This window comes from Streptomyces sp. EDA2-14 (assembly GCF_054963755.1).
In genome coordinates, this window is sequence record NZ_JBUEGE010000001.1 from 1054599 (window position 1) to 1080967 (window position 26369).

A 26369-nucleotide genomic window follows, 5' to 3' on the forward strand; every position below is an offset into this window, starting at 1 on the left:
GCGCTCCCGGGACGGGCGCCGCCCTCCCCGAGAGGAACGCGTCATCGTGCAGCAGCACAGAAGTGCGGCTCCCCCCGTGCACGCCAGGCGAGCCGCGAGCAAGGTCCGAACCCGACTCGTGCGTGCGGGACTTGCCGCCCTGCTGGCCGTCGGCGGTCTCGTCGGTCAGCAGTCCCTGACCGCCCACGCCGCCGACAACCCCTACGAGCGCGGCCCCGCGCCCACCGTCTCCAGCATCGAGGCCTCGCGCGGCTCCTACGCCGTCTCGCAGACCACCGTCTCCTCGCTGAGCGTGAGCGGCTTCGGCGGCGGCACCATCTACTACCCGACGTCCACGGCGGACGGCACGTTCGGCGCGGTCGCGATCTCGCCGGGTTACACGGCGTACCAGTCGTCGATCGCCTGGCTGGGCCCGCGCCTCGCCTCACAGGGCTTCGTCGTCTTCACCATCGACACCAACACCACGCTCGACCAGCCCGACAGCCGGGGCAGGCAACTCCTGTCCGCGCTCGACTACTTGACGCAGAACAGCTCCGTGCGCAGCCGCATCGACACGAGCCGGCTCGGCGTCATGGGCCACTCGATGGGCGGCGGCGGCACCCTCGAAGCCGCCAAGAGCCGGCCGTCCCTCCAGGCGGCGATCCCGCTGACCGGCTGGAACCTCGACAAGACCTGGCCGGAGCTCAAGACCCCGACCCTCGTGGTGGGCGCCGACGGCGACACCATCGCCCCGGTCGCCACGCACTCCGAGCCCTTCTACCAGAGCCTGCCGAGCTCGCTGGACAAGGCGTACCTGGAGCTGCGGGGCGCCACGCACTTCACGCCGAACACGTCCAACACCACGATCGCCAAGTACAGCATTTCGTGGCTGAAGCGGTTCATCGACAACGACACCCGGTACGAGCAGTTCCTCTGCCCGCTGCCGAGTTCGAGCCTGACGATCGCGGAGTACCGGGGCAACTGCCCCCACACCTCCTGACGCCGTGACGTCCCGCGCGCAGGTTTTGTGCGCGGGAACAGTGTCCGGGCGCGCCGGTTGGGTTCCTGCCCAACCGGCGCTTCGCGTGGGGCGGTTCACCCCTAGCGTGCGACGGATGAGCGGAAGAACCGTCCTGTTGCTTGCCGCTGCCGCGTACGAGGCCGACCCCGAGGGGCCCGGCGTCGACGCGGGGCTCGTGCTGCGGGCCGCCGCCGCTGCCGGGCTCGGCGCCGACGCCCTGGACGCGGCCGAGCGGGCGGGGCTGCGGCGCGGCCCCGACGGACGGCTGCGGCTCGCGGGACGGCGCAAGGTGTACGAGGCGGTGGCCCCGGAGCGGCGCAGGGCCGCGCACCGACTGCTGGCCGCCGCCGCCACGGGGGAGCGGCAGCGGTCGGCGGGGCTGCTGCACCGGCTGCTCGGCGCGCCCTACCCGGACGCGGCGCTCGGCGCCCGGCTGGCCGCGCAGGAGGGCGCGCCGCACGGCGAGCGGGCCACGGCTCTCGCCCACGCGGCGCGGCTCGCCGACGACCCGGCCGAACGCGCCGAGCGGCTGGTCGCGGCGGCCGCTCACGCGCGCCTCGCGGGCCGCCCGCACCGCGCCCGCGAACTCCTGGCCCACGTCGGCGACGGGGCGGCGGGGGACGCCGTGCGGGGCCGCGCCGCCCTCGTCCGCGGCCTCCTCGCGCTGCGCGACGGCCCGGTGGCGGACGCCCGCGAGTCCCTGCTGCTCGCGGCCCGTCTGTGCGCCGGGCCCGCCTCCCTCGAAGCCCGCCTCGGGGCGGCGGAGGCGTCCTGGGCGCTGGGCGACACCGACGGGTACCGGGAGGCGGCCGCGGTGGCGGGGACGGCCGGGTGCGCGGGGGCCGGTGGGCGGGGGCGTCCGGTGGACGCGGAGCTCGACTACCGGCTCGGCATGGCCGCGTCCCTGGGGGAGGGGGCCGGAGCCGGGCGGGTCGCGCTGCGGCGGGTGGTGGAGCGCTCCGCCGGGGAGTACGAACCGGCCGCGCTGCTGCGGGCCGGGGCCGCCGCCCTCGTCGCCGGGGACGTCGACGTGGCCTGCCGCCTCGGCAGCCGGGCCCTCGCCGCCGCGCGGGACCGGGACGCGGGCGCCGAACTGCCGCGCGCCCTCGAACTGCTCGCCTACGGGGAACTGCGCTCCGGCCGGCACGTCCGCGCCCGCGCCCACGCCGAGGAGGGGGTGCGGGCCGCGCTCGCCGCGGGGCAGCGCAACGTCCTCGCCCATCAGCACGCGATCCTCGCCCTCGTCGCCTCGCTCGACCGTGACGTCGACGCCGTCGCCCGGCACGCCGCCGCCGCGCAGCACGTCGCCGACCGGCACGGCCTCGCCCAGGCCGCGACGCTCGCCCAATGGGCCCTGGCCCGCGCCGACCTGGCGCGCGGCGACGCGGCGCGGGCCGCCGCCCGGCTCGGCCCGCTCGTCGGCCCGGGGCCCCGGCGCGGCCACTTCGGCGTGCGGATGCTCGCCGTGCCGTGCCTGGTGGAGGCGGCCGTCCTCGCGGGGGAGACGGGCGGGACGCAGCCCGCCCTCGACCAGTTCACGGTGTGGGTCGAACGCGGCCACGACCGGCTCGCCCCGGCCCAACTCGCCCGCTGCCGGGCACTGCTGGCCTGGAGCGATCCCGCCACGGCCGAGTCCCGCTTCGACGAGGCGCTGGCCCGGCACGAGCGGGCGGGCGGCGACTTCGAGCGGGCCCGCACCCTCGCCCTCTACGGCAAGTGGCTGCGCCGCACCCGCAGACCGGCCCGCGCCCGGACGCTGCTGCGGGACGCGCTGGTCGCCTTCGAACGGTGCGGCGCCACGGTCTGGGCCGGGCAGGCGGCCGCCGAGCTGCGTGCCACGGGCGAGGCGCCGGACGACGGGGCGCCGCCGGGCCGCCTTGCCGAGCTGACGCCGCAGCAACTGCGCATCGCGCGCCGCGTCGCGCAGGGGGACACCAACCGCGAGGTCGCCCGCCGCCTCTCGGTGAGTCCGCGCACGGTCGACCACCATCTGCGCAACGTCTTCGCCCAGCTCGGCATCCGCTCCCGGCTGGAACTGGCCCGCCTGGTGGACCACGCGGAGACGGTGGGCCGCCCCTGACCGAACCCGCACTCCACCTGCGCATTCACCCCAAGGGCTGGAGACCGACCGGACGGTATGTCATTCTGCGGACCCGCACGCCGAGCCGTGGAGGACCGTCATGCCCGCGCATCTCGTACGCCCCCGACCCCACACCCGGACCGGCGCCGCTCCCGCCGGCGCGGACGCGGTCGCCGTGCTGCGGCGTGCCGCACGACCGCTCCTCGGTCAACTGCCTACGCTCGCCGACCGGTTGACGGACGAGCTGTGCGCGTGCGAGCCCGCCTACCGCGCCGCCGTCGAGGCCGACCCCGGCGATGTGCGCGAGGAGATCCGGCGCTCGCTGCGGCACAGCGTCGCCTCGCTGCTCGATCCCGCGCGCAACCGCGACGCCGCCCGCGCCTGCTCCGCCCGGATCGGCGCCGAGCGCGCGGCCCGCGGCTTCCCGCTCGACGCCGTGTCGCACGCCTTCCGCCTCGGCGGCGCCCTGATCTGGCAGGCGCTCGTCGACGAGGTGTCCCTGCGGCACCCCGAGGACGCGCATCTGCTGGTCCACCTCGCCGTCGACGTGTGGAACTTCGTCGACGAGCACTGCACCGTCGTCGCCGACGCCTACCGCCGCGCCGAGCGGGAGCTGACCTGGCGGCGCGAGAACCGGCGCCGCCTGATGGCCGCCGCGCTCCTCGACGGCGCGATCCGCGTCGCCGACCTGCCCGACGCCGCGACCGCGCTCGACCTGCCCGAACACGGCCGGTACGCGGTGCTGACCGCGGTCGGCGGCGACCGTGGCGCCCCGCGGCCCGTTCTGCCGCGAGGAGTGCGCGCCGTGTGGCACACCGCCGCCGGGACCGAGCGCGCCATCGTCCGCCTCGGGGACGGCGGTGCGGAACAACTCGCAGTAGAGCTGAGGGAGTTCACCGGCCGTCGGGCCGGGCTGCGCGTCGGGGTCAGCCCCGCCGTCGAAGGGCTCGCCGCCGTCGGTGGCGCCCGGCGGCTCGCCGAGACCGCGCTGCGCGTCTGCCCCGCGGGCGGCGGCACCGTACTCCTCGACGAGCAGTTGCCCGCCGCGCTCGTCGCCGCCGCGCCCGCGCTCGGCCGGATCCTCGCCGAGCGGGCGCTCGGCCCGCTGCTCGCCCTGCCCCCGGCCGACCGGACCCTGCTGCTCGACACCCTCACGGCCTGGCTGGACTGCGACGGCTCCGCGCAGCGCGCCGCCGCCCGCCTCTACTGCCACCGCAACACGGTCCTGAACCGGCTGCGCCGCTGCGAACAGCTCACCGGGCGCAGCCTCGCCCGGCCCGCCGACCTCGTCGAACTGGGCCTGGCGCTGCACGCCCACCGGATCGCCGGGAACGGACCGGCTAGAGGCCCAGCTCCTTCGTCTCCGTGAGCCGCTCGACCGCCGACTTCTCGCCCTCCATCTCCACGTCCGCCGCCTCCTGCCGGCCGAACGCGAACATCACCAGCTCCGAGGGCTCGCCCGTGACCGTGACCACGGGGGCGCCGCGGTGCGCCACCGCCGTCTGGCCGTCGGGGCGGCGCAGCACCAGGCCGACGGGCGCCTTGCGGCCCATCACCCGCGCCATCCGCTCCAGGCGCGACCACAGCGCGTCGGCGAAGACGGGGTCCAGCTCCCGCGGCGTCCAGTCGGGCTGCGCCCGGCGCACGTCCTCGGTGTGGATGTAGAACTCGATCGCGTTCGACGCCTCGTCGATCTGCTTGAGGGAGAACGGGGAGAACCGCGGCGGGCCGGTACGGATCAGCTGGATCAGCTCCTCGTACGGCTTCTCCGCGAACTCCGCCTGCACCCGCTCCAGGCGCGACGCGAGCTGTTTGACGAGGAGGCCGCCCGCGGCGTCGGGGCGGCGCTCGCGCACCACGACGTGCGCCGCGAGGTCCCGGGTGTTCCACCCCTCACACAGAGTGGGGGCGTCGGGGCCCGACGCCTCCAACAGATCGGCGAGCAGAAGCCGTTCACGCTTGGCATGGGTCGACATGACGTCAGCCTACGACCGGCCGCGCCGCACCGGACAGTGGACGGTCGACACGGCGCGGCACAATGGTCCGTATGACCAGCGCTCCCGTGCCCAGCAGCAACCTCGACCCGGCCGTCGCCGCCCGCCTCAAGCGCGGCGCCGACGGCCTGGTGCCCGCCATCGCCCAGCAGTACGACACCGGCGAGGTGCTCATGCTCGGCTGGATGGACGACGAGGCGCTGCACCGCACCCTGACCACAGGCCGCTGCACGTACTGGTCGCGCAGCCGCCAGGAGTACTGGGTCAAGGGCGACACCTCCGGCCACTTCCAGCACGTGAAGTCGGTCGCCCTCGACTGCGACGCGGACACCGTGCTCGTCAAGGTCGACCAGGTGGGCGCCGCCTGCCACACCGGCGCCCGTACCTGCTTCGACCGCGACGAGCTGCCGGTCAGCGGCAGCGCAGGGTGATCTGCTGACCGTCCCGGAAGACGATCCCGGCAGGGTCGCCGGCCACCGGTGACCCGTCGACCTCGGCCGCGCACTGCGGGCGCACGCCCCACTCCGTGAGCAGCTGGCCGAGCGTGAAGTCCCGCCACTCGGCCGACTCCACGTGCACGGTGCCGCTGGTGTCGTGGGTGTGCAGCGGGCTGTAGCGGGGCTTCGGGCCGGAGCGGTCGATGCCGATGTCGGCGGGGACGGTCACCTGGCGGCCGCCCGCGTACACGGTGAGGTGGGGGTGGATGTGCATGGTCAGCTTCTCGGAGTCCAGCATCTCCAGGCCCGCCGCCCGCACCCGCGCCTCGACCTCGCCCGGAGCGGGCGCGGACCAGTCGCCGGGGACGGGAGCGGCGCCGGTCGCCCCGGTCACGGCGACGGCGGCGAGCGCGAGAGCGGACAGCACGCCCGCGGCCCTTGAGTTCTTGCAGAGGTTCATCTTCGTCACCGCTCCCTTCTAGTGGCACGCCGTCCACCCCTCGACCAGGCGCGCGGGGCGTCCCCCCGACAGAAGTAGGCTCCTGCCATGGACCTCGAGACCTTCCGCAAGCTCGCGACCGACCGCCGAGTGATCCCCGTCAGCCGCAAGCTCCTCGCGGACGGTGACACGCCCGTCGGTCTGTACCGCAAGCTCGCCGCCGAGCGGCCCGGCACGTTCCTCCTGGAGTCCGCGGAGAACGGCCGCTCCTGGTCCCGCTATTCGTTCGTCGGCGTGCGCTCGGCGGGCACGCTGACCGAGCGCGACGGGCAGGCCCACTGGCTGGGCACGCCGCCCGTCGGCGTGCCCGTCGACGGCGACCCGCTCGCCGCGCTGCGCGCCACCGTGCAGACGCTGCACACCCCGCGCTACGAGGGACTGCCCCCGTTCACCGGCGGCATGGTCGGCTACCTCGGCTACGACATCGTGCGCCGCCTGGAGAAGGTCGGCCCCGGCGAGCGCGACGACCTGAAGCTGCCCGAGCTGACGATGCTGCTCACCAGCGACCTGGCCGTCCTCGACCACTGGGACGGCTCCGTGCTGCTGATCGCCAACGCGATCAACCACAACGACCTGGAGACCGGCGTCGACGAGGCGTACGCCGACGCCGTCGCCCGCCTCGACGCCATGGAGGCCGACCTCGCGAAGCCGGCCGAGACCGCCCCGGTCGCGCTGCCGCCGTCCGAGCTCCCCGAGTTCACGGCGCTGTGGGGCGGCGAGCAGTACCAGGAGGCCGTCGAGGACATCAAGGAGCGCATCCGCGCGGGCGAGGCGTTCCAGGTCGTGCCCTCGCAGCGGTTCGAGACCGCGTGCACGGCGAGCGCCCTCGACGTCTACCGGGTGCTGCGGGCCACGAACCCGTCCCCGTACATGTACCTGTTCCGCTTCGACGGATTCGACGTCGTCGGCTCCTCGCCCGAGGCCCTCGTCAAGGTCGAGGACGGGCGCGCCATGGTGCACCCGATCGCCGGGACCCGGCCGCGCGGCGCGACGCCGCAGGAGGACCACGACCTCGCCGAGGAACTGCTCGGCGACCCCAAGGAGCGGGCCGAGCACCTGATGCTCGTCGACCTCGGGCGCAACGACCTGGGCCGCGTCTGCGAGCCCGGCTCCGTCGAGGTCGTCGACTTCATGTCCATCGAGAAGTACTCGCACGTCATGCACATCGTCTCGACCGTCACCGGTCAGGTCGCCGAGGGCCGCACCGCCTTCGACGTGCTCACCTCCTGCTTCCCGGCCGGCACCCTCTCCGGCGCCCCCAAGCCGCGCGCGCTGCAGATCATCGACGAGCTTGAACCGTCCCGGCGCGGCGTCTACGGCGGCTGCGTCGGCTACCTCGACTTCGCGGGCGACTCCGACACCGCCATCGCCATCCGCACCGCGCTGCTGCGCGGGGGCACCGCGTACGTGCAGGCGGGCGCGGGCGTCGTCGCCGACTCCGACCCGGTCGCCGAGGACACCGAGTGCCGCAACAAGGCGGCGGCCGTGCTGCGCGCCGTGCACACCGCGAACCGGATGTGAGACAGAACGCCCTGTGACGTGACGCACGACTCCCGGCCCCGGCTCACGTAAACCCGTACAGACAGGCGATAGTGGAGTACGTGACTGCTGTACCGCACCCCCGTACCGATTCCGCCGAGTCGGCCGCTCCGTCGAAGAACGGCCGGCGCAGCCTCGCCGTCGCCCTGCTCTGCGGGGCCGCGGGAGCCGCGGTCGCCCTGCTCGCCTCCCGGCAGGAGTGGTGTTCGGGCGTCGCCTCCGTGGCGGGCGGTGAACTGCCGCTGACCGCCAGGGGCAGCGACGTCACGGGCGTCCCCGCGGCCCTCGCCATCGTCGGGCTCGCCGCGCTCGTCGCCGTGTTCGCGGTCCGCAAGGTCGGCCGCGTCCTGGTGGCCCTCCTGCTCGCGCTCAGCGGCGCGGGCGCCGTCGCCGCCGCCGTGCTCGGCGCGGGTGACAGCGCCGCGCTCGACGAGAAGGCGGCGCAGGCCGCCGGTGACGCCTCCGCCACCATCCACGCGCTCAGCAACACCGCCTGGCCGTACGTCTCGGCCGCGGGCGGCGCCCTCATCCTGATCGCCGGGATCCTCGCCGTGGTGTACGGCGCGGCCTGGCCGTCGATGGGCGGCCGCTACGAGCGCTCCGGCGCCCCGAAGACCCGCCGCAAGGCCGTCGACCCGGACCGCCCCGAGGAGCTGTGGAAGGCCCTCGACCGCGGCGAGGACCCGACCGGGGCCTGACCCCGCGTTCAACTCCGCCATTCGGGTGCGGGACAATAGATAGGAACGTCGTACGTCCATACGTACGCATAGGCCATAAGCAACGAGGAGCAAGCCATGGCGGACAGCAGCCACGGACACACCCCGGCCGCCTGGACCGGTGTCATCATCGCCTTCATCGGTTTCTGTGTCGCGGGCGCCTTCATGGTGATGGGCAGCGTCGCCGGTTTCTGGGCCGGCATGGCCCTGCTCGCGATCGCCGCGATCGTCGGCGGTGCGATGCACCTGGCCGGCATGGGCAAGCCGCGCCGTGCCGAGCTGCAGCTCAAGGCCACGGGCGCCGCGCAGCCCGCGGGCTCGGAGGCCTAGTCCCCCTCGTACGTGCGAAGCAGCACCCGCGAAAGGGGTGGTGCGGCCGATGGGCCGCACCACCCCTTTCGCGTTCTCCGGGGAGCGGTCCGTGCCCCGGAGAGGCAGAATTCACGCGTGACCGTGGAGACGACCGACACCGCCCCCGCCCGCCCCGGCGCCCTGCGCCGGCTCGCCGTCCCGCTCGGCGTGCTCGGCGGCGTCGCCCTCGCCTTCGGCTACGTGGGCGCCGTCGACCCGAACGAGCCCGGCCACTACCCGACCTGCCCCTTCCTCCAGCTCACCGGCGCCTACTGCCCCGGCTGCGGCGGACTGCGCAGCGCCCACGCCGTCGTGCGCGGCGACCTCACGGGCGCGCTCGGCGCCAACGCCCTCGCCGTCGTCGGCTACGCGCTGTTCGCCGTGGTGTGGACGGTGTGGGCGGTGCGGGCCGCCCGCGGCAGGCCCACGCCCTTCGCGCTCGGCCGCGTGCAGCTGTGGGTGCTCGGCGGCGTCGTACTCGCCTTCACCGTTGTCCGGAACCTGCCCTTCGGTGGCTTCCTAAGCCCTTGATCAACTGCGTTTGTCCAGGTAGTGGGACCAACGTCAACCGGATGCGGGACCTTCGCCCATCGGCGGATACCATTCACAAGGACCAGATGAACACCCAGGGGATGCCCGGAAAGGAGTCCGCTCGCGTGAGTGTGCTCGACGAGATCATCGACGGAGTCCGTGCCGACCTTGCGGAGCGGCAGGCCAGCGTCAGCCTCGACGAGCTCAAGGAGCGCGCGGCGAAGGCTCGCCCGGCCAAGGACGGGGTCGCCGCGCTCAAGGGCGACGGCGTCAAGGTGATCTGCGAGGTCAAGCGGTCCAGCCCCTCCAAGGGCGCGCTCGCCGCGATCGCCGACCCTGCCGCCCTCGCCGCCGACTACGAGGCGGGCGGCGCCGCCGTCATCTCCGTGCTCACCGAGCAGCGCCGGTTCGGCGGTTCGCTCGCCGACCTGGAGGCCGTCCGCGCCAAGGTCGACATCCCGGTCCTGCGCAAGGACTTCATCGTCACGTCGTACCAGCTGTGGGAGGCCCGCGCGTACGGCGCCGACCTCGCGCTGCTGATCGTCGCGGCCCTGGAGCAGCCCGCCCTGGAGTCCCTCATCGAGCGCGCCGTCTCCATCGGCCTCACGCCGCTCGTCGAGGCGCACGACGAGGACGAGGTGGAGCGGGCCATCGACGCCGGGGCCAAGGTCATCGGCATCAACACCCGCAACCTCAAGGACCTCTCGGTCGACCGCGGCACCTTCGAGCGCGTCGCCCCGGACATCCCGGACCACATCGTCAAGGTCGCCGAGTCCGGCGTGCGCGGCCCGCACGACCTGATCGCGTACGCCAACGCGGGCGCGGACGCCGTCCTCGTCGGCGAGTCCCTGGTGACCGGCCGCGACCCGAAGTCCGCCGTCGCCGACCTCGTCGCGGCCGGCGCCCACCCGGCGCTGCGGCACGGACGGTAAGCTCACCGCCATGCCGATTGCCTCCCGCCTCGCACCCGGTTGCCGCCCCCGCGGCTGCCGGGCACCGGCGCGCCGTGTGCGCGGCAGGCGGGTCAGGTACCACATCGGCGCGGAGCCCGGCCAGATCAACGGCATGCGATGGCGAGGCGCCCTTTAGGGGCGCGGGTCCTACCTGACACCGGCGGTCACCGCCGCGCGGGCGCGAGCGAGCAAGCGCCGACGTCCGCGACCCAGTACGTACCTTGGCCCCAGCAAGGGGCGCGGGAACGTGCTGCGCAGTCACCCACGCCCCCCACGGCGACCAGTCAGCACCCAACTCACCGTGAGGGTTACGCATGCCCAGCGAGTACTTCATTCCCGACCCCGAGGGGCAGATCCCCAGCGCCGAGGGCTACTTCGGCGCGTTCGGCGGCAAGTTCATCCCGGAGGCCCTCGTCGCCGCCGTGGACGAGGTCGCCGTCGAGTACGACAAGGCCAAGAACGACCCGGCCTTCGCCGCCGAGCTCGACGACCTCCTCGTCAACTACACCGGCCGCCCGTCGGCCCTCACCGAGGTGCCCCGGTTCGCCGAGCACGCCGGTGGCGCCCGCGTCTTCCTCAAGCGCGAGGACCTGAACCACACCGGCTCGCACAAGATCAACAACGTGCTCGGCCAGGCCCTGCTCACCAAGCGGATGGGCAAGACCCGCGTCATCGCCGAGACCGGCGCAGGCCAGCACGGCGTCGCGACGGCCACCGCCTGCGCGCTGCTCGGCCTCGAGTGCAAGATCTACATGGGCGAGATCGACACCGAGCGCCAGGCCCTGAACGTGGCCCGGATGCGGATGCTCGGCGCCGAGGTCGAGGCCGTGAAGTCCGGCTCCCGCACCCTCAAGGACGCCATCAACGAGGCGTTCCGCGACTGGGTCGCCAACGTCGACAACACGCACTACCTGTTCGGCACGGTCGCAGGACCGCACCCCTTCCCGGCCATGGTCCGCGACTTCCACCGGGTCATCGGCGTCGAGGCGCGCCGCCAGATCCTGGAGCGCGCGGGCCGCCTCCCGGACGCCGCGGTCGCCTGCGTCGGCGGCGGCTCCAACGCCATCGGCCTGTTCCACGCGTTCATCCCGGACGCCGACGTCCGCCTGATCGGCTGCGAGCCGGCCGGACACGGCATCGAGACCGGCGAGCACGCGGCGACGCTCAGCGCGGGCGAGCCCGGCATCCTGCACGGCTCCCGCTCCTACGTCCTCCAGGACGAGGAGGGCCAGATCACCGAGCCGTACTCGATCTCGGCGGGCCTGGACTACCCCGGCATCGGCCCCGAGCATGCCTACCTCAAGGACTCGGGGCGTGGCGAGTACCGCGCGGTCACGGACGACGCCGCGATGCAGGCGCTGCGCCTGCTGTCGCAGACCGAGGGCATCATCCCGGCCATCGAGTCGGCGCACGCCCTCGCGGGCGCCCTCGACGTCGGCAAGGAGCTGGGCAAGGACGGGCTGATCATCGTCAACCTGTCCGGGCGCGGCGACAAGGACATGGACACGGCCGCGCGCTACTTCGGCCTGTACGGCACGGACGGTGCCGTGGACGCGAACGCCGACGCCGAGGTGGCCGAGATCGAGGGAGACGCCAAGTGAGCGGGAACATCCAGCTGTTGAACGACACCCTCGCCGCAGCCAGGGCCGAGGGCCGCTCCGCCCTCATCGCCTACCTGCCCGCCGGATTCCCGACCGTCGACGGCGGCATCGAGGCGGTCAAGGCCGCCTTCGACGGCGGCGCCGACGTCGTCGAGGTGGGCCTGCCGCACTCCGACCCGGTGCTCGACGGACCGGTCATCCAGACCGCCGACGACATCGCGCTGCGCGGCGGACTGAAGATCAAGGACGTCATGCGCACCGTGCGCGAGGCGCACGAGGCCACCGGCAAGCCGGTCCTCGTCATGACGTACTGGAACCCCATCGACCGCTACGGCATCGAGCGGTTCACCGCCGAGCTGGCCGAGGCGGGCGGCGCGGGCTGCATCCTGCCCGACCTGCCGGTGCAGGAGTCGGCGGTGTGGCGGGAGAACGCGGACAAGCACGGTCTCGCGACCGTCTTCGTCGTCGCGCCCAGCAGCAAGGACGAGCGCCTGGCCACGATCACGGCGGCCGGTTCGGGCTTCGTGTACGCGGCGTCCCTGATGGGCGTCACCGGCACCCGCGAGTCCGTCGGCAACCAGGCCAAGGAACTCGTCGAGCGCACCAAGGCCACGACCGGGCTTCCCGTCTGCGTGGGCCTCGGCGTCTCCAACGCGACGCAGGCCAGGGAGGTCGCGGGCTTCGCCGACGGCGTCATCGTCGGCTCGGCGTTCGTGAAGCGGATGCTGGACGCCCCGGACGAGAAGGCCGGACTCGAAGCGGTGCGCGCCCTCGCCGGTGAACTCGCCGCCGGCGTACGGGACAAGGCGTAGCAACCCCTCCGCAGTAACAGAGGGTTACGTCACCCATACGGATGGAAACCGGACCGGGGAGGCACGCTCGTGCCTTCCCGGTTCGTTGGCGCTGGTGTGAGCGAGAAGAACCGAGAGGGAAAGCGCGCGGCCCGCGAACGCCTTGCCGCCGAGCGCCAGAAGCAGAAGACCGCCGAGAAGCGGCGCAGGACGTTGATCGTGGGCGGCGCCGTCGTCTGTGTGCTGGCCCTGGCCGCGGTGATCGGGGTGGTCGCCGCGAATTCGGGGGACGACAGCGGCAAGGAGAAGGCGGGCCCGGTGGTCGCGCCGAAGGGCGCCGACGGCAAGGACGACCTGGCGATCCCCGTCGGCAAGGCCGGTGCGAAGTCGACCCTGGAGATCTGGGAGGACTTCCGCTGCCCCGCCTGCAAGACCTTCGAGGACACCTACCGCTCGACGATCCACGAGCTGGCCGACGCCGGTGAGTTGCGGGTCCAGTACCACCTCGTCACGCTGATCGACGGGAACATGCAGGGCACTGGCTCGCTCCGCGCGGCCAACGCGGCGGCGTGCTCGCAGACCGCCGGGAAGTTCCGCGACTACCACGACGTGCTGTACGAGAACCAGCCGGAGGAGACCGACGACGCCTTCGCGAACAACGACAAGCTGATCGAGCTCGCGGGCAAGGTCGACGGCCTCGACACCGGCACGTTCAAGTCGTGTGTGAACAAGGGGACGCACGACAGCTGGGTGAACAAGTCGTACAAGGCGTTCCAGGACGCCAAGTTCAACGGCACCCCCACGGTCCGGCTCAACGGCAAGGACATTCTGAGCGACAACAGCCTGACCCCGGCCAAGTTCAAGAAGATGGTCGAGGCCGCGAACAAGTAGTCGGAGCTGTTACGCAGCCGTTGCCGGGCTGCCCGCCGTGTCCGCGGCCCGGCACGGTAGCGTCGACCCTGCCATGGAACTTGCCTTCATCCCCAGCCCTGAGCGCGGAGTGGTCTACCTCGGACCCATTCCGCTGCGCGGCTACGCGTTCTGCATCATCATCGGCGTCTTCCTGGCCGTCTGGCTCGGCAACAGGCGCTGGATCGCCCGCGGCGGCCGGCCCGGCACGGTCGCCGACATCGCTGTCTGGGCGGTGCCCTTCGGCCTCGTCGGCGGGCGTCTCTACCACGTGATCACGGACTACGAGCTGTACTTCAGCGAGGGCCGGGACTGGGTGGACGCCTTCAAGGTCTGGGAGGGCGGCCTCGGCATCTGGGGCGCCATCGCGCTCGGCGCGGTCGGCGCCTGGATCGGTGCCCGCCGCCGCGGCATCCCGCTCCCGGCCTACGCCGACGCGATCGCGCCCGGTATCGCCCTCGCCCAGGCGGTCGGCCGCTGGGGCAACTGGTTCAACCAGGAGCTGTACGGCCGGGCCACCGACGTGCCGTGGGCCCTCAAGATCACCTCGGACACGGACGGGCGGGTACCGGGCACCTACCACCCGACGTTCCTGTACGAGTCGCTGTGGTGCATCGGCGTCGCACTGCTCGTCATCTGGGCCGACCGGAAGTTCAAGCTCGGGCACGGGCGGGCCTTCGCGCTGTACGTCGCCTCGTACTGCGTGGGCCGGTTCTGGATCGAGTACATGCGCGTGGACGACGCGCACCACATTCTCGGCCTGCGCCTCAACTGCTGGACGGCGCTCGGTGTCTTCCTGCTCGCCGTGATCTACATGGTGGTGTCGTCGAAGAAGCGGCCGGGGCGCGAAGAGGTCGTCGAGCCGGGTGCCTCCGACGATGCGGCCGCCGAGGGGGACGGTGACGTCGAGGACGACGTCGACCTCTCGAAGAACGAGGCCAAGGACGACGCCAAGAACGAAGCCAAGGACGAGGCCAAGGTGAAGAAGACCTGACGGTCTTCCGCTGTACGTCACCGAGGGCGCCGGACCGTTGGGTTCGGCGTCCTCTTCATTGGGCCAGCCTCAGCGTTCTGCGTACGGCCGCCTCCGTGGCCGCCGCACGGACGATCTCCCGCGCCGCCGCCGCCGCCACCTCCGCCGCCGTCGGACGGAACGCCTCCTCGATCACCGGGAGCTGTCGGGGGTGGATCGACGGCCTTGCGGACCGCCCGTTCCATCGACAGCTGCGTGCCGTCCGGGTCGCGGCGGCCTGGCGCGCCGCCGCGAGGGGCGGTTCCTGTGTCGGGTTCAGCGCTGATAGCGGTTCAGGATCAGATTGCCGTCGTCTGCCAGGCGTCTGCGCAGCTCTGTTACTCCGAACGCGCCGTTGTAGTACTCCTGGAAGGCCGGAGTGGCGATCTTGTCCTTCCATTCGGCGTAGCCCCGCACCCCGAGCACGGGGGACGGGCGCAGCGCCGCGGCCATGTCGGAGCCCGTCCTCCAGCCGTACTTCCGGGTGGTCAGGGACGGGTCCTTGAGGGCCTTGCGGCTGGTCGGCAACAGCCAGTCGCCGCGTGCGAGTTCCACCTGGTGGTCGGCCTGCGTGAGGTAGGCGATGAATGCGGTCGCCGCCTTCTTGTGCCTGCTGTCCTGTGCGACGGACAGGGTCTGCGGGGCGACGCCCTGCTCGATCCCGCCCGCGCCCTCCGGCATGGGCAGGACGGTCCAGTCGAAGCCCTTGGGGGCCTGCTGCCGGACCTGCTGGCGGAACGAGAAGTTGAGCGGCAGCATCGCGTACCTGCCCGCGAAGAATCCGGGCAGCGTGTCCGAACCGGCCATGCCGAGCGCCGACTTGGGCGCGGTGTGGGCCGTGTTGACCTGCCGGTTGATCAGCTGTGCGGTGGCCGAGTCGGCGGCGTCGTAGCGGATCTCGTTCTTGCCGTCCGCGTCCTTGTAGAAGACCTTGCCGCCGGTGGACCGGGCGAGGTTCACGGACTGGGTGACCGGTTCCTTCATCGACCAGGCGACGCCGTACCGCTCGGGCCTGCCGTCACGGTTCTCGTCCCGCGTCAGCTTCTTGCTCGCGCTCTCGAACTCGGCCCAGGTCCACGGGTGTTCGACGGTCGGTGTGCGGAGCCCGGACCGCTTCAGGAGCTTCGCGTTCACGACGAGCACGCGCGGCTCCTGGAGGAACGGGATGCCGTAGATCTTCTTCCCGTACGTCGTCGTGGCCCAGGACGCCTTCGGGATGTCCGCGCGCAGCGACCTCGGCAGGTAGGGGCTCAGGTCGGCGAGGTAGCCGCCGTGCCCGAAGTCGGTGAGGTCCGAGGCGTCGTCGTGGAAGATGTCCGGCGCCTTGCCGCCCTCGAAGGAGGTGAGCATCTGGTCGTGGATGCTGTCCCAGACGCCCTGGACGTACTCGACCTTGACCTTGGCGTGGGTGTCGTTCCACCGCTTCACCAGCGCCTTGTTCGCCTCGATCGACTCCTTCTGCCAGGCGAGGCTGAGGAATTCGAGGGTGACCGTGCCGTCCGCCGACTCCGCGTCCGAGCCGGATCCGGAGCAGCCCGCCACCAGGGTGAGGGCGAGGGCGGCCGCGGCCGCCGCGGTGAGCCTGCGTACGCGCATCAGCCCTTCACCGCCCCGCTGAGCATGCCGCCCACGAGCCGCCGCTGGAGCAGCGCGAAGAAGACGAGGCTGGGGATGGTGGCGAGGACCGAGGCCGCGGCGAGCGGGCCGAGGTCCGCGACGCCCTCGGCGCCGAGGAAGCGGGTGAGGATGACCGACATCGTCTGGTTCTCCGGGGACTTGAGGAGGACGAGGGCGAAGAAGAACTCGTTCCAGGCGGTCACGAAGCTGAACATCAGCGTGGCGACGAGACCGGGCGCGAGCAGCGGAAGCACCACGCTCGTCAGCGTGCGCAGGCGCCCCGCGCCGTCGACCGCCGCGGCCTCCTCCAGGGAGCGCGGCACCGACTTCACGTAGCCCTGGAGCATCCAGAGCGAGAAGGGCAGGTTCCAGACGACGTAGACGACGATCAGGCCGAGGATGCTGTCGATCATCCGCAGGTTCTTCAGGACCAGGAACAGCGGGATGATGATCAGCACGAACGGGAACATCTGGCTGACCAGGATCCAGCCCGTGCCCGCCTGACTGACGCGGGTCCGGTAGCGGACCATGACGTACGAGGCCGGGACCGCGATCGCCACCGAGACCACGGAGGCGCTGACCGCGACGACGAGGCTGTTGAGCGCCGAGCGGAGCAGTGGCTGTGCGTCGAACGCGGAGCGGTAGTTGTCCAGGCCCGGATGCTTCGGCAGCCAGCTCGGGTCGATCGCGCCCAGCTCCTGCGGGGACTTGAACGACGTCGAGAGCAGCCAGAGGAACGGGAAGGCCAGGAAGACCATGTAGCAGAGCAGCGCCACGTACTGCCCTGCGCGGCCCGCGACCCGGGGGAGTGTCGTACTCGCGCTCACGCCGCCGCCACCCCGTCTTCCACGTCTTCCTTGAGCTTCTTGCGGAGGAACAGCGTCAGCAGCACCGCGATCACCGCGACCATCGCCAGGCCCATCGCGGCGGCGTACCCGAACTGCCCGTACTTGAAGGCCTCTTCGTACGCGAACAGCATCGGGAGCCGGGTCTGTCCGCCGGGTCCGCCCTGGGTCAGCACGTAGACCAGGCCGAACGAGTTGAAGTTCCAGATGAAGTTGAGCGCCGTGATGGCGACGACCACCGGCTTCAGGGCCGGCCAGGTCACGGCCGTGAAGCGGCGCCACAGGCCCGCGCCGTCCAGCTGCGCGGCCTCCCGCAGTTCGACCGGCACGTTCTGCAGTCCGGCGAGGAGCACCACCGTCGTCTGCGGCATGCCCGCCCACACGCCCACCACGATCACGGCGGGAAGCGCGTACGACAGGTCCGCCAGCCAGTCGACGTTCTCCTGGATCAGGCCGAGCTGGGCCAGCGTCTTGTTCAGGACGCCCGCGTCCGAGTGGTAGACGAGCCGCCACATGATGCCGACGACGACCTCCGGCATCGCCCACGGGACGAGCGCGAGGGTGCGGGCCAGCCAGCGGAAACGCAGGTTCTGGTTGAGCAGCAGCGCGAGGCCGAGCGCGGCTGCGAACTGCAGCGCCGTCACGGACACCGCCCACACCAGGCCGATCCGGAACGAGTCCCAGAACAGCGAGTCGTGCCGCAGGTCGAGGAAGTTGTCCGGGCCGATGAACCGGGTGGGTGAGGTCCGCCCCGCCTGCGCGTCGGTGAACGCGAGCGAGAGCCCGTACAGGAGGGGGACCACGCTGAGGATCAGGATCGGGATCAGCGCGGGCATCAGCAGGAACCACGCGCCCCGGTCCAGGCCGAGCGCTCGCTTGCGCTGACCTGGCGTACGGGGTGGTGGTGTGCCGCGGCTGCCGGGGACGGCGCTGTCCCTGGGCGCGGTGAGACTCATAGGAATCCTCGGTGTCTCAACGGTCGGACGCCGCCCGGCCCGTGGAGGCGCGGACGACGAGTCGGGGAGGGGCGGTGGTGGAGCGGGGAGTGGGGGAGGCGGGGGTGTCCAGGCGGTGCAGCAGCAGTTCGGCGGCGCGCCGCCCGCGCTCGGTGGAGCCCAGGTCGACGCTGGTCAGCGGCGGCCAGCCGACCTGCGCGAGCTCGCTGTCGTCCATGCCCGCGACGGCGACGTCCTCCGGTATCCGCAGGCCCCGGGCGTGCAGGGCGCGGGCCGCGCCGAGCGCCAGCTGGTCGTTGGCGCCGAGGACCGCGTCGGGCTTCTGGTCGAGAAGGGCCTCGGCGGCGACGGCCCCCGACTCGATGCCGAAGCCCGTGTGCACGACGAGGTGCGGGGCGTATACGAGGCCGAGTTCCGCGAGCGCGGTGCGGAAGCCCTCGCCGCGCTCGCGGCCGGGGACCGTGCCGGCCGGACCGTTGACGAAGGCGATGCGGCGCCGGCCCGTCTCGTACAGATGGCGCACGGCGAGCGCGACGCCCCCGACGGAGTCGGCGCGCACGCTGTCCACCGGACTTCCGTCGGGCAGCGAACCGATGACGACGACCGGGCCCGCCGCCGTGCGCAGGGCCTCGACATGGGCGTCCGTGATGCGGATGGGGCACAGGATCAGGCCGTCGCTGGTGCGGTCGCCGAGGCTGCGCAGGACGGCGAGCTCGTCCTCGGCGTCGGCGTCCGTGGAGTGCAGGAGGAGGCGGTACCCGGCGGCCTTCGCGACGGACTGGATGGCGCGGACCATCGCCACGTACACCGGGTCGCCGATGTCGGGCACCGCGAAGGTGAGCTGGCGGGTGCGGCCGTCCTTGAGGGAGCGGGCCACCGCGTTCGGCACGTAGCCGAGTTCGGCGGCGGCGCGCTCGACCTTCTCGACGGTCGCGGGGCGGGCGCCGATCCCGTTCAGCACACGGGAGACGGACGCGATGGAGACGCCCGCGCGCTCGGCGATGGAGATGACCGTCGGCTGACCGCCACCGGTCGCAGCCGTCGCCCGCGTCGTGGCCCTCGGCACCGCGCGCCCGCCCCCTTCGCTGTAAACGTTTTCCGTTCCAGGGAACGTTTACGGATGGTGCGGCCCGATCCCCTCCTGGTCAACGCGCATATTATGTGATCCACGTCACAGGGTGGTTCGGGAAGGCAGAGGTCAGCGCGTTGCGCAGGGTGCAAAACCGCAGGTAAGTACGGCCTTCCTTGCTGGCGGCGGCATTTTTCCGCGCGTACTTTCGGATGTGTAAAGCAGACATCCAGGGGAGTGGAGTTCGCGAGCATGACCATCATCGAGACCGGGGCGCCCCTGCACGACGCCCACCGGGACAACCACACCCACCGTGATGTCAACGGTGGGTGGCTGCGCCCCGCGGTCTTCGGGGCGATGGACGGACTCGTCTCCAACTTCGCGCTCATGGCCGGTGTCGCGGGCGGCGCCGTGTCGCAGCAGACGATCATCATCACCGGCCTGTCGGGCCTCGCCGCCGGAGCGTTCTCCATGGCCGCCGGCGAGTACACCTCCGTCGCCTCCCAGCGCGAGCTGGTCGAGGCCGAACTCGACGTCGAGCGCCGCGAGTTGCGCAAGCACCCGGCCGACGAGGAGAAGGAGCTCGCCGAGCTGTACGTCTCCCGCGGCGTCGAGCCGAAGCTCGCGCACGAGGTGGCCAAGCAGCTCTCGCGCGACCCCGAGCAGGCCCTGGAGATCCACGCCCGCGAGGAGCTGGGCATCGACCCCGGCGATCTGCCCTCGCCGATGGTCGCCGCCGTCTCGTCCTTCGGCTCGTTCGCGCTCGGCGCCCTGATCCCGGTGCTGCCCTATCTGCTCGGCGCGAGCGCGCTGTGGCCCGCCGTGCTGCTCGCGCTCCTCGGGCTCTTCGCGTGCGGGGCCGTCGTGGCCAAGGTGACCGCGCGTTCCTGGTGGTTCAGCGGGCTGCGCCAGCTGGCTCTCGGTGGCGCCGCGGCGGGTGTGACGTATCTCCTGGGGACGGTCTTCGGCACTTTTGCTGGTTGACGGGTCGCTGTCGTGGCCTGAAGATGCCTATACAGCGCCTTGCATAAGTAGTCGTTACCGCGCGGTTTCGATTACTTGACCACGGGGCATGAGCCGTAAGCGCTGGGGGCAATGAGGCCCGCGGCGCACCCCGGCACCACCCCGGCCCTCGGTCATCGATCTGCCCGGCGAGGCCTCTCCCGCCGCCACCCGCGGTGTCCGCATGTTGGAACGCAGTATCCGGTTCCCGAGAACCGACCCATCATGTAATCTGCACGAAATTTTTTGAGCTGCACTTCTCCGCAGAGGGCCAACGTCGTCCCTCGGCACGTTCCTTGCCACGACGACGACGGGAGAGCCGATGCGTACCTCGCGCCAGCCGTCCCAGCATTCCAACAGCGCTCACGCTTGGGCGCACATGGATGCTCGCCCTGCAGCCCAGGGCATGTACGACCCGCGCAACGAGCACGACGCCTGTGGTGTCGGCTTCGTGGCCACCCTCACCGGCGAGGCGAGCCACACGCTGGTCGAGCAGGCGCTGACCGTTCTGCGAAACCTGGAGCACCGCGGTGCCACCGGCTCCGAGCCCGACTCGGGCGACGGCGCGGGCATCCTGTCCCAGGTTCCGGACGCCTTCCTGCGCGAGGTGGTCGACTTCGACCTCCCCGAGGCCGGTGCGTACGCCGTCGGTATCGCCTTCCTGCCCGAGGAGGGCACCGAGGACTTCGTCTCGCAGATCGAGACGATCGCCGCCGAAGAGGGCCTGAACGTCCTCGGCTGGCGCGAGGTCCCGGTCGCCCCCCAGCTGCTCGGCTCCACCGCCCGCTCGACGATGCCGGCGTTCCGCCAGCTCTTCGTCGCGGACGGCGCCAGCAAGGACATCGCGCTCGACCGCAAGGCGTTCGTGCTGCGCAAGCGCGCCGAGCGCGAGGCCGACGTGTACTTCCCGTCGCTCTCCGCGCGCACGATCGTCTACAAGGGCATGCTGACCACCGGCCAGCTGGAGCCCTTCTTCCCGGACCTGTCCGACCGCCGCTTCGCCTCGGCCATCGCGCTCGTCCACTCGCGCTTCTCCACGAACACGTTCCCGTCGTGGCCGCTCGCGCACCCGTACCGCTTCGTCGCGCACAACGGTGAGATCAACACCGTCAAGGGCAACCGCAACTGGATGCGCGCCCGCGAGTCCCAGCTCGCCTCCGACCTGTTCGGCGGTTCGGACAAGCTGGAGCGGATCTTCCCGGTCTGTACGCCGGACGCCTCCGACTCCGCCTCCTTCGACGAGGTCCTGGAGCTGCTGCACCTCGGCGGCCGTTCGCTGCCGCACAGCGTCCTGATGATGATCCCGGAGGCCTGGGAGAACCACGCCTCCATGGACCCGGCCCGGCGCGCCTTCTACCAGTACCACTCCAACCTCATGGAGCCCTGGGACGGCCCGGCCTGCGTCACCTTCACCGACGGCACCCAGGTCGGCGCCGTTCTCGACCGCAACGGTCTGCGCCCCGGCCGCTACTGGGTCACCGACGACGGCCTCGTCGTCCTCGGCTCCGAGGTCGGCGTCCTCGACATCGACCCGGCCAAGGTCGTCAAGAAGGGCCGCCTGCAGCCCGGCCGCATGTTCCTCGTGGACACCGCCGAGCACCGCATCATCGAGGACGAGGAGATCAAGACCGCTCTCGCCTCCGAGCACCCCTACGAGGAGTGGCTCGAGGCCGGCGAGATCGAGCTCTCCGACCTCCCCGAGCGCGAGCACATCGTGCACACGCACGCCTCCGTCACGCGCCGCCAGCAGACCTTCGGCTACACCGAGGAAGAGCTCCGCATCCTCGTCGCGCCGATGGCCAAGGCCGGCGCCGAGCCGATCGGCTCGATGGGCACCGACACCCCGATCGCGGCGCTCTCCGCCCGCCCGCGGCTGCTCTTCGACTACTTCACGCAGCTGTTCGCGCAGGTCACCAACCCGCCCCTTGACGCCATCCGCGAGGAGCTCGTCACCTCGCTGCGCTCCCCGCTGGGCCCCGGCAGCAACCTGCTGGAGCCGACGGCCGCCACGTGCCGCGCGGTCACCCTGCCCTTCCCGGTGATCGACAACGACGAGCTCGCCAAGCTCATCCACATCAACGCCGACGGCGACATGCCCGGCATGAAGGCCGTCACCCTGTCCGGCCTGTACCGGGTGCACGGCGGCGGCGACTCGCTCGCCGCCCGGATCGACGAGATCTGCGCCGAGGCCGACGCCGCCCTCGAGGCCGGCGCCCGCCTGATCGTGCTCTCCGACCGGCACTCGGACGCCGAGCACGCGCCGATCCCCTCGCTGCTGCTCACCGCGGCCGTCCACCACCACCTCATCCGTACGAAGAAGCGCACCCAGGTGGGCCTCCTCGTCGAGGCCGGTGACGTGCGCGAGGTCCACCACGTCGCGCTGCTGATCGGCTTCGGTGCCGCGGCCGTCAACCCGTACCTCGCCATGGAGTCCGTCGAGGACCTGGTCCGCGCCGGGACGTTCCTCAGCGACATCGAGGCCGAGGACGCGATCCGGAACCTGATCTACGCGCTCGGCAAGGGCGTCCTCAAGGTCATGTCCAAGATGGGCATCTCGACCGTCGCCTCCTACCGCGGCGCCCAGGTCTTCGAGGCCGTCGGCCTGGACGAGGACTTCGTCGAGAAGTACTTCAACGGCACCACCACCAAGATCGGCGGCGCCGACCTCGGCGTCATCGCCGAGGAGGTCGCCGCCCGGCACGCCAAGGCGTACCCCGCCTCCGGCATCGCGCCCGCGCACCGCGCGCTCGACATCGGCGGCGAGTACCAGTGGCGCCGCGAGGGCGAGCCGCACCTGTTCGACCCGGAGACGGTCTTCCGCCTCCAGCACGCGACCCGCTCGCGCCGCTACGACATCTTCAAGAAGTACACGGACCGCGTGAACGAGCAGTCCGAGCGACTGATGACGCTGCGCGGCCTGTTCAACTTCAAGTCCGAGGGCCGCGAGCCGATCTCCATCGACGAGGTCGAGCCGGCCTCCGAGATCGTCAAGCGCTTCTCGACCGGCGCCATGTCGTACGGCTCCATCTCGCGCGAGGCCCACGAGACCCTCGCCATCGCCATGAACCAGCTGGGCGGCAAGTCCAACACCGGTGAGGGCGGCGAGGACCCGGAGCGCCTGTACGACCCGGCGCGCCGCTCGTCGATCAAGCAGGTGGCCTCCGGCCGCTTCGGCGTGACCAGCGAGTACCTCGTCAACTCCGACGACATCCAGATCAAGATGGCCCAGGGCGCCAAGCCCGGCGAGGGCGGCCAGCTGCCCGGCCACAAGGTCTACCCGTGGGTCGCCAAGACGCGTCACTCGACGCCGGGCGTGGGCCTCATCTCCCCGCCGCCGCACCACGACATCTACTCCATCGAGGACCTGGCTCAGCTGATCCACGACCTCAAGAACGCCAACCCGCAGGCCCGCATCCACGTGAAGCTGGTCTCCGAGGTCGGCGTGGGTACGGTCGCGGCCGGTGTGTCCAAGGCGCACGCGGACGTCGTCCTGATCTCCGGCCACGACGGCGGCACGGGCGCGTCCCCGCTCACGTCGCTGAAGCACGCCGGTGGTCCCTGGGAGCTCGGCCTCGCCGAGACCCAGCAGACGCTGCTGCTCAACGGCCTGCGCGACCGCATCGTCGTGCAGACCGACGGCCAGCTGAAGACCGGCCGTGACGTGCTGATCGCCGCGCTGCTCGGCGCCGAGGAGTTCGGTTTCGCGACCGCGCCGCTCGTCGTCTCCGGCTGCGTCATGATGCGCGTCTGCCACCTCGACACCTGCCCGGTCGGCATCGCCACGCAGAACCCGACGCTGCGCGAGCGGTTCTCCGGCAAGGCCGAGTACGTCGTCAACTTCTTCCAGTTCATCGCCGAAGAGGTCCGCGAGCTCCTCGCCGAGCTGGGCTTCCGCTCCATCGAGGAGGCCGTCGGCCACGCCGAACTCCTCGACACCGAGCGGGCCGTGAACCACTGGAAGGCGCAGGGCCTCGACCTGGAGCCGCTCTTCCACGTGCCGGACCTGCCCGAGGGCGCCGTCCGTCACCGGCTGATCGACCAGGACCACGGCCTGGAGAAGGCGCTCGACAACGAGCTGATCAAGCTCGCCGCCGACGCGCTGGCCGCGGACGACCAGACGGACGCCCAGCCGGTGCGTGCCCAGGTCGCCATCCGCAACATCAACCGCACGGTCGGCACCATGCTCGGCCACGAGGTGACGAAGAAGTTCGGTGGCGCGGGCCTGCCCGACGACACCATCGACATCACCTTCACGGGCTCCGCGGGCCAGTCGTTCGGCGCCTTCGTGCCGCGCGGTGTGACGCTGCGCCTGGAGGGCGACGCCAACGACTACGTCGGCAAGGGCCTCTCGGGCGGCCGCGTCGTCGTCCGCCCGGACCGCGGCGCCGACCACCTCGCCGAGTACTCGACGATCGCCGGCAACACCATCGCGTACGGCGCGACGGGCGGCGAGCTGTTCCTGCGCGGCCGCACCGGCGAGCGCTTCTGCGTCCGCAACTCCGGTGCCACGGTCGTCTCGGAGGGCGTGGGCGACCACGGCTGCGAGTACATGACCGGCGGCCACGCGGTGATCCTCGGCGAGACGGGCCGCAACTTCGCGGCCGGCATGTCGGGCGGCATCGCGTACGTCATCGACATGGACCCGGACAACCTGAACGCCGGCAACAAGTCGGCCGTCGAGCCCCTCGACGACACCGACAAGCAGTGGCTGCACGACGTCGTGCGCCGCCACCAGGAGGAGACCGGCTCGACGGTGGCCGAGAAGCTCCTCGCCGACTGGGACGGCTCGCTGGCCCGGTTCACGAAGATCATCCCCAGCACGTACAAGGCAGTGCTCGCCGCCAAGGACGCCGCCGAGCGAGACGGTCTCTCCGAGACCGAGATCACCGAGAAGATGATGGAGGCGGCGACCAATGGCTGATCCCAAGGGCTTTCTGAACCATGGCCGAGAGGTCGCCGAGACCCGCCCGGTCGAGGAGCGCGTCAAGGACTGGAACGAGGTCTACGTTCCGGGCTCCCTGCTGCCCATCATCAGCAAGCAGGCCTCCCGCTGCATGGACTGCGGCATCCCGTTCTGTCACAACGGCTGCCCGCTGGGGAACCTGATCCCCGAGTGGAACGACTACGCGTACCGCGAGGACTGGTCGGCGGCGTCCGAGCGCCTGCACGCGACGAACAACTTCCCGGAGTTCACCGGTCGCCTCTGCCCGGCTCCCTGCGAGTCGGCGTGTGTCCTCGGCATCAACCAGCCGGCGGTCACCATCAAGAACGTCGAGGTCTCGATCATCGACAAGGCGTGGGACACGGGCGACGTCGCCCCGCAGATCCCCGAGCGCCTGTCGGGCAAGACCGTCGCCGTCATCGGCTCGGGCCCGGCCGGTCTGGCCGCCGCCCAGCAGCTGACGCGGGCCGGTCACACGGTCGCCGTCTACGAGCGCGCCGACCGCATCGGCGGCCTGCTCCGCTACGGCATCCCCGAGTTCAAGATGGAGAAGCGCCACATCAACCGCCGCATCGAGCAGATGCGCGCGGAGGGCACCAAGTTCCGCACCGGTGTGGAGGTCGGCCGCGACATCGACGCCGCGGGCCTGCGCAAGCGCTACGACGCCGTCGTCGTCGCCGCGGGTGCCACGGTCTCCCGTGACCTCCCGGTCCCCGGCCGTGAGCTGAACGGCATCCACTACGCGATGGAGTACCTGCCCCTGTCCAACAAGGTGCAGGAGGGCGACTACGTCCAGCCGCCCATCACCGCCGAGGGCAAGCACGTCGTCGTGATCGGCGGCGGTGACACCGGCGCCGACTGCGTGGGCACCGCCCACCGCCAGGGCGCCGCCTCGGTGACGCAGCTGGAGATCATGCCGCGCCCGAACGACGAGCGGAACACGACCAGCCAGCCGTGGCCGACGTTCCCGATGCTCTACAAGGTCACCTCCGCGCACGAGGAGGGCGGCGAGCGCATCTACTCGGCGGGCACCACCCACTTCGAGGGCGACGAGGACGGCAACGTCCAGTGGCTGCACCTCGCCGAGGTCGAGTTCGTCGACGGCAAGCTCGTCAACAAGCCCGGCACCGAGCGCAAGATCCCGGCGCAGCTGGTCACCCTCGCGATGGGCTTCACGGGCACGGACCAGGAGAACGGTCTGGTCTCGCAGTTCGGCCTGGAGCTGGACGCGCGCGGCAACATCGACCGCGACGCCGAGTTCCAGACCAACGTCCCCGGCGTCTTCGTCGCCGGTGACGCGGGCCGCGGCCAGTCCCTCATCGTGTGGGCCATCGCGGAGGGCCGCTCGGCCGCCCGCGGCGTGGACCGCTTCCTGACCGGGGCCTCGGACCTGCACGCCCCGATCCGCCCGACGGACCGCGCGCTGGCGGTCTGACGCTCCCTCAATAGACGTCCCGTACAACGGCGTACGGAACAGAGCGCGACGCTCGCCCTATCAAGTCCCCGACCGGACGCTGGGCGGGCG

General features: G+C 71.8%; 23 protein-coding genes. 17 read left to right on the top strand and 6 right to left on the bottom strand.

What is annotated here, in order from left to right:
• The first annotated feature begins 46 nt into the window (after positions 1–46).
• The 3 genes from bdeA (at position 47) to ACY34M_RS04705 (ending at position 4449) form a co-directional block, all read left to right on the top strand.
• Positions 47–979, top strand: coding sequence for a bis(hydroxyethyl) terephthalate hydrolase (bdeA, locus tag ACY34M_RS04695; protein WP_462718640.1), 933 nt, complete (start codon positions 47–49; stop codon positions 977–979).
• A 115-nt stretch (positions 980–1094) separates the two neighbouring features.
• On the top strand, positions 1095–3080 hold the full coding sequence (locus ACY34M_RS04700) for a LuxR C-terminal-related transcriptional regulator (protein WP_462718641.1): 1986 nt from the start codon (positions 1095–1097) through the stop codon (positions 3078–3080).
• Positions 3081–3180: 100 nt separating this feature from the next.
• Positions 3181–4449, top strand: a complete 1269-nt coding sequence (locus ACY34M_RS04705; RefSeq protein ID WP_462718642.1) for a PucR family transcriptional regulator — start codon at positions 3181–3183, stop codon at positions 4447–4449.
• Here the strand turns inward: ACY34M_RS04705 and ACY34M_RS04710 are convergent.
• Entirely contained in the window at positions 4421–5056 is a 636-nt protein-coding gene (locus tag ACY34M_RS04710; protein ID WP_462718643.1) for a TIGR03085 family metal-binding protein, read from the bottom strand. The genes ACY34M_RS04705 and ACY34M_RS04710 overlap by 29 nt on opposite strands.
• 71 nt (positions 5057–5127) lie before the next feature.
• Between ACY34M_RS04710 and hisI the strand changes: the two genes are divergently transcribed.
• Entirely contained in the window at positions 5128–5505 is a 378-nt protein-coding gene (gene hisI / locus ACY34M_RS04715) for a phosphoribosyl-AMP cyclohydrolase (RefSeq protein ID WP_462718644.1), read from the top strand.
• Here the strand turns inward: hisI and ACY34M_RS04720 are convergent.
• Complete coding sequence (locus ACY34M_RS04720) at positions 5486–5971, bottom strand: hypothetical protein (protein ID WP_462718919.1); 486 nt, start codon at positions 5969–5971, stop codon at positions 5486–5488. The genes hisI and ACY34M_RS04720 overlap by 20 nt on opposite strands.
• 87 nt (positions 5972–6058) lie before the next feature.
• Between ACY34M_RS04720 and ACY34M_RS04725 the strand changes: the two genes are divergently transcribed.
• From ACY34M_RS04725 to lgt, 10 genes are all read left to right on the top strand, one after another.
• Positions 6059–7531, top strand: coding sequence for an anthranilate synthase component I (locus ACY34M_RS04725; protein WP_462718645.1), 1473 nt, complete (start codon positions 6059–6061; stop codon positions 7529–7531).
• A 71-nt stretch (positions 7532–7602) separates the two neighbouring features.
• On the top strand, positions 7603–8247 hold the full coding sequence (locus tag ACY34M_RS04730) for a TIGR02234 family membrane protein (protein WP_462718646.1): 645 nt from the start codon (positions 7603–7605) through the stop codon (positions 8245–8247).
• Between the two features lie 96 nt (positions 8248–8343).
• Positions 8344–8595 carry an HGxxPAAW family protein gene (locus ACY34M_RS04735; RefSeq protein ID WP_462718647.1) on the top strand — a complete coding sequence of 84 codons (252 nt, stop codon included), beginning with the start codon at positions 8344–8346 and terminating at the stop codon, positions 8593–8595.
• A 117-nt stretch (positions 8596–8712) separates the two neighbouring features.
• Positions 8713–9147: a DUF2752 domain-containing protein gene (locus tag ACY34M_RS04740; protein WP_462718648.1), complete on the top strand. Its 435-nt coding sequence runs from the start codon at positions 8713–8715 to the stop codon at positions 9145–9147.
• Positions 9148–9272: 125 nt separating this feature from the next.
• Positions 9273–10079 (top strand): indole-3-glycerol phosphate synthase TrpC, encoded by an 807-nt coding sequence (trpC, locus tag ACY34M_RS04745; protein ID WP_462718649.1) that lies wholly within the window; start codon positions 9273–9275, stop codon positions 10077–10079.
• A 10-nt stretch (positions 10080–10089) separates the two neighbouring features.
• A complete protein-coding gene (gene trpM, locus ACY34M_RS04750; protein ID WP_389280826.1) occupies positions 10090–10236 on the top strand; it encodes a tryptophan biosynthesis modulator TrpM in 147 nt (48 codons plus the stop codon).
• A gap of 178 nt (positions 10237–10414) precedes the next feature.
• Positions 10415–11701 carry a tryptophan synthase subunit beta gene (trpB, locus tag ACY34M_RS04755; protein WP_462718650.1) on the top strand — a complete coding sequence of 429 codons (1287 nt, stop codon included), beginning with the start codon at positions 10415–10417 and terminating at the stop codon, positions 11699–11701.
• Entirely contained in the window at positions 11698–12513 is an 816-nt protein-coding gene (gene trpA, locus ACY34M_RS04760; RefSeq protein ID WP_462718651.1) for a tryptophan synthase subunit alpha, read from the top strand. Before trpB ends, trpA begins: the two co-directional genes overlap by 4 nt.
• A 96-nt stretch (positions 12514–12609) precedes the next feature.
• Complete coding sequence (locus ACY34M_RS04765) at positions 12610–13383, top strand: DsbA family protein (RefSeq protein ID WP_462718652.1); 774 nt, start codon at positions 12610–12612, stop codon at positions 13381–13383.
• A 73-nt stretch (positions 13384–13456) separates the two neighbouring features.
• The gene (gene lgt / locus ACY34M_RS04770; protein ID WP_462718653.1) at positions 13457–14395 is read left to right on the top strand and encodes a prolipoprotein diacylglyceryl transferase; all 939 of its coding nucleotides are present in this window, start codon (positions 13457–13459) and stop codon (positions 14393–14395) included.
• A 294-nt stretch (positions 14396–14689) separates the two neighbouring features.
• On the opposite strand, the gene ACY34M_RS04775 is transcribed toward lgt, so the two are convergent.
• The 4 genes from ACY34M_RS04775 to ACY34M_RS04790 all read right to left on the bottom strand — a co-directional run bounded on the left by ACY34M_RS04775 (position 14690) and on the right by ACY34M_RS04790 (position 18897).
• Positions 14690–16009: an ABC transporter substrate-binding protein gene (locus ACY34M_RS04775; protein ID WP_462718654.1), complete on the bottom strand. Its 1320-nt coding sequence runs from the start codon at positions 16007–16009 to the stop codon at positions 14690–14692.
• Positions 16009–16788, bottom strand: coding sequence for a carbohydrate ABC transporter permease (locus ACY34M_RS04780; RefSeq protein WP_462718920.1), 780 nt, complete (start codon positions 16786–16788; stop codon positions 16009–16011). The genes ACY34M_RS04775 and ACY34M_RS04780 overlap by 1 nt, the downstream gene beginning before the upstream one ends.
• Before the next feature lie 65 nt (positions 16789–16853).
• A complete protein-coding gene (locus tag ACY34M_RS04785) occupies positions 16854–17831 on the bottom strand; it encodes a carbohydrate ABC transporter permease (protein ID WP_462718655.1) in 978 nt (325 codons plus the stop codon).
• A 16-nt stretch (positions 17832–17847) separates the two neighbouring features.
• Entirely contained in the window at positions 17848–18897 is a 1050-nt protein-coding gene (locus tag ACY34M_RS04790; protein WP_462718656.1) for a LacI family DNA-binding transcriptional regulator, read from the bottom strand.
• Positions 18898–19152: 255 nt separating this feature from the next.
• Here ACY34M_RS04790 and ACY34M_RS04795 point away from each other — a divergent pair, with 255 nt between their 5' ends.
• From ACY34M_RS04795 to ACY34M_RS04805, 3 genes are all read left to right on the top strand, one after another.
• The gene (locus ACY34M_RS04795) at positions 19153–19884 is read left to right on the top strand and encodes a VIT1/CCC1 transporter family protein (RefSeq protein WP_462718657.1); all 732 of its coding nucleotides are present in this window, start codon (positions 19153–19155) and stop codon (positions 19882–19884) included.
• A 340-nt stretch (positions 19885–20224) separates the two neighbouring features.
• Positions 20225–24823, top strand: coding sequence for a glutamate synthase large subunit (gene gltB / locus ACY34M_RS04800; RefSeq protein ID WP_462718658.1), 4599 nt, complete (start codon positions 20225–20227; stop codon positions 24821–24823).
• The gene (locus ACY34M_RS04805; protein WP_462718659.1) at positions 24816–26279 is read left to right on the top strand and encodes a glutamate synthase subunit beta; all 1464 of its coding nucleotides are present in this window, start codon (positions 24816–24818) and stop codon (positions 26277–26279) included. The genes gltB and ACY34M_RS04805 overlap by 8 nt, the downstream gene beginning before the upstream one ends.
• The last annotated feature ends 90 nt before the right edge of the window (positions 26280–26369 follow it).

Coding starts and splice junctions, on each gene's coding strand:
- ACY34M_RS04700 (WP_462718641.1), top strand. CDS start 1,095: ATGAGCGGAAGAACCGTCCTGTTGCTTGCCGCTGCCGCGTACGAGGCC.
- ACY34M_RS04705 (WP_462718642.1), top strand. CDS start 3,181: ATGCCCGCGCATCTCGTACGCCCCCGACCCCACACCCGGACCGGCGCC.
- ACY34M_RS04710 (WP_462718643.1), bottom strand. CDS start 5,056: ATGTCGACCCATGCCAAGCGTGAACGGCTTCTGCTCGCCGATCTGTTG.
- hisI (WP_462718644.1), top strand. CDS start 5,128: ATGACCAGCGCTCCCGTGCCCAGCAGCAACCTCGACCCGGCCGTCGCC.
- ACY34M_RS04720 (WP_462718919.1), bottom strand. CDS start 5,971: ATGAACCTCTGCAAGAACTCAAGGGCCGCGGGCGTGCTGTCCGCTCTC.
- ACY34M_RS04725 (WP_462718645.1), top strand. CDS start 6,059: ATGGACCTCGAGACCTTCCGCAAGCTCGCGACCGACCGCCGAGTGATC.
- ACY34M_RS04735 (WP_462718647.1), top strand. CDS start 8,344: ATGGCGGACAGCAGCCACGGACACACCCCGGCCGCCTGGACCGGTGTC.
- trpM (WP_389280826.1), top strand. CDS start 10,090: ATGCCGATTGCCTCCCGCCTCGCACCCGGTTGCCGCCCCCGCGGCTGC.
- trpB (WP_462718650.1), top strand. CDS start 10,415: ATGCCCAGCGAGTACTTCATTCCCGACCCCGAGGGGCAGATCCCCAGC.
- lgt (WP_462718653.1), top strand. CDS start 13,457: ATGGAACTTGCCTTCATCCCCAGCCCTGAGCGCGGAGTGGTCTACCTC.
- ACY34M_RS04775 (WP_462718654.1), bottom strand. CDS start 16,009: ATGCGCGTACGCAGGCTCACCGCGGCGGCCGCGGCCGCCCTCGCCCTC.
- ACY34M_RS04780 (WP_462718920.1), bottom strand. CDS start 16,788: ATGGTCTTCCTGGCCTTCCCGTTCCTCTGGCTGCTCTCGACGTCGTTC.
- ACY34M_RS04785 (WP_462718655.1), bottom strand. CDS start 17,831: ATGAGTCTCACCGCGCCCAGGGACAGCGCCGTCCCCGGCAGCCGCGGC.
- ACY34M_RS04795 (WP_462718657.1), top strand. CDS start 19,153: ATGACCATCATCGAGACCGGGGCGCCCCTGCACGACGCCCACCGGGAC.
- gltB (WP_462718658.1), top strand. CDS start 20,225: ATGCGTACCTCGCGCCAGCCGTCCCAGCATTCCAACAGCGCTCACGCT.
- ACY34M_RS04805 (WP_462718659.1), top strand. CDS start 24,816: ATGGCTGATCCCAAGGGCTTTCTGAACCATGGCCGAGAGGTCGCCGAG.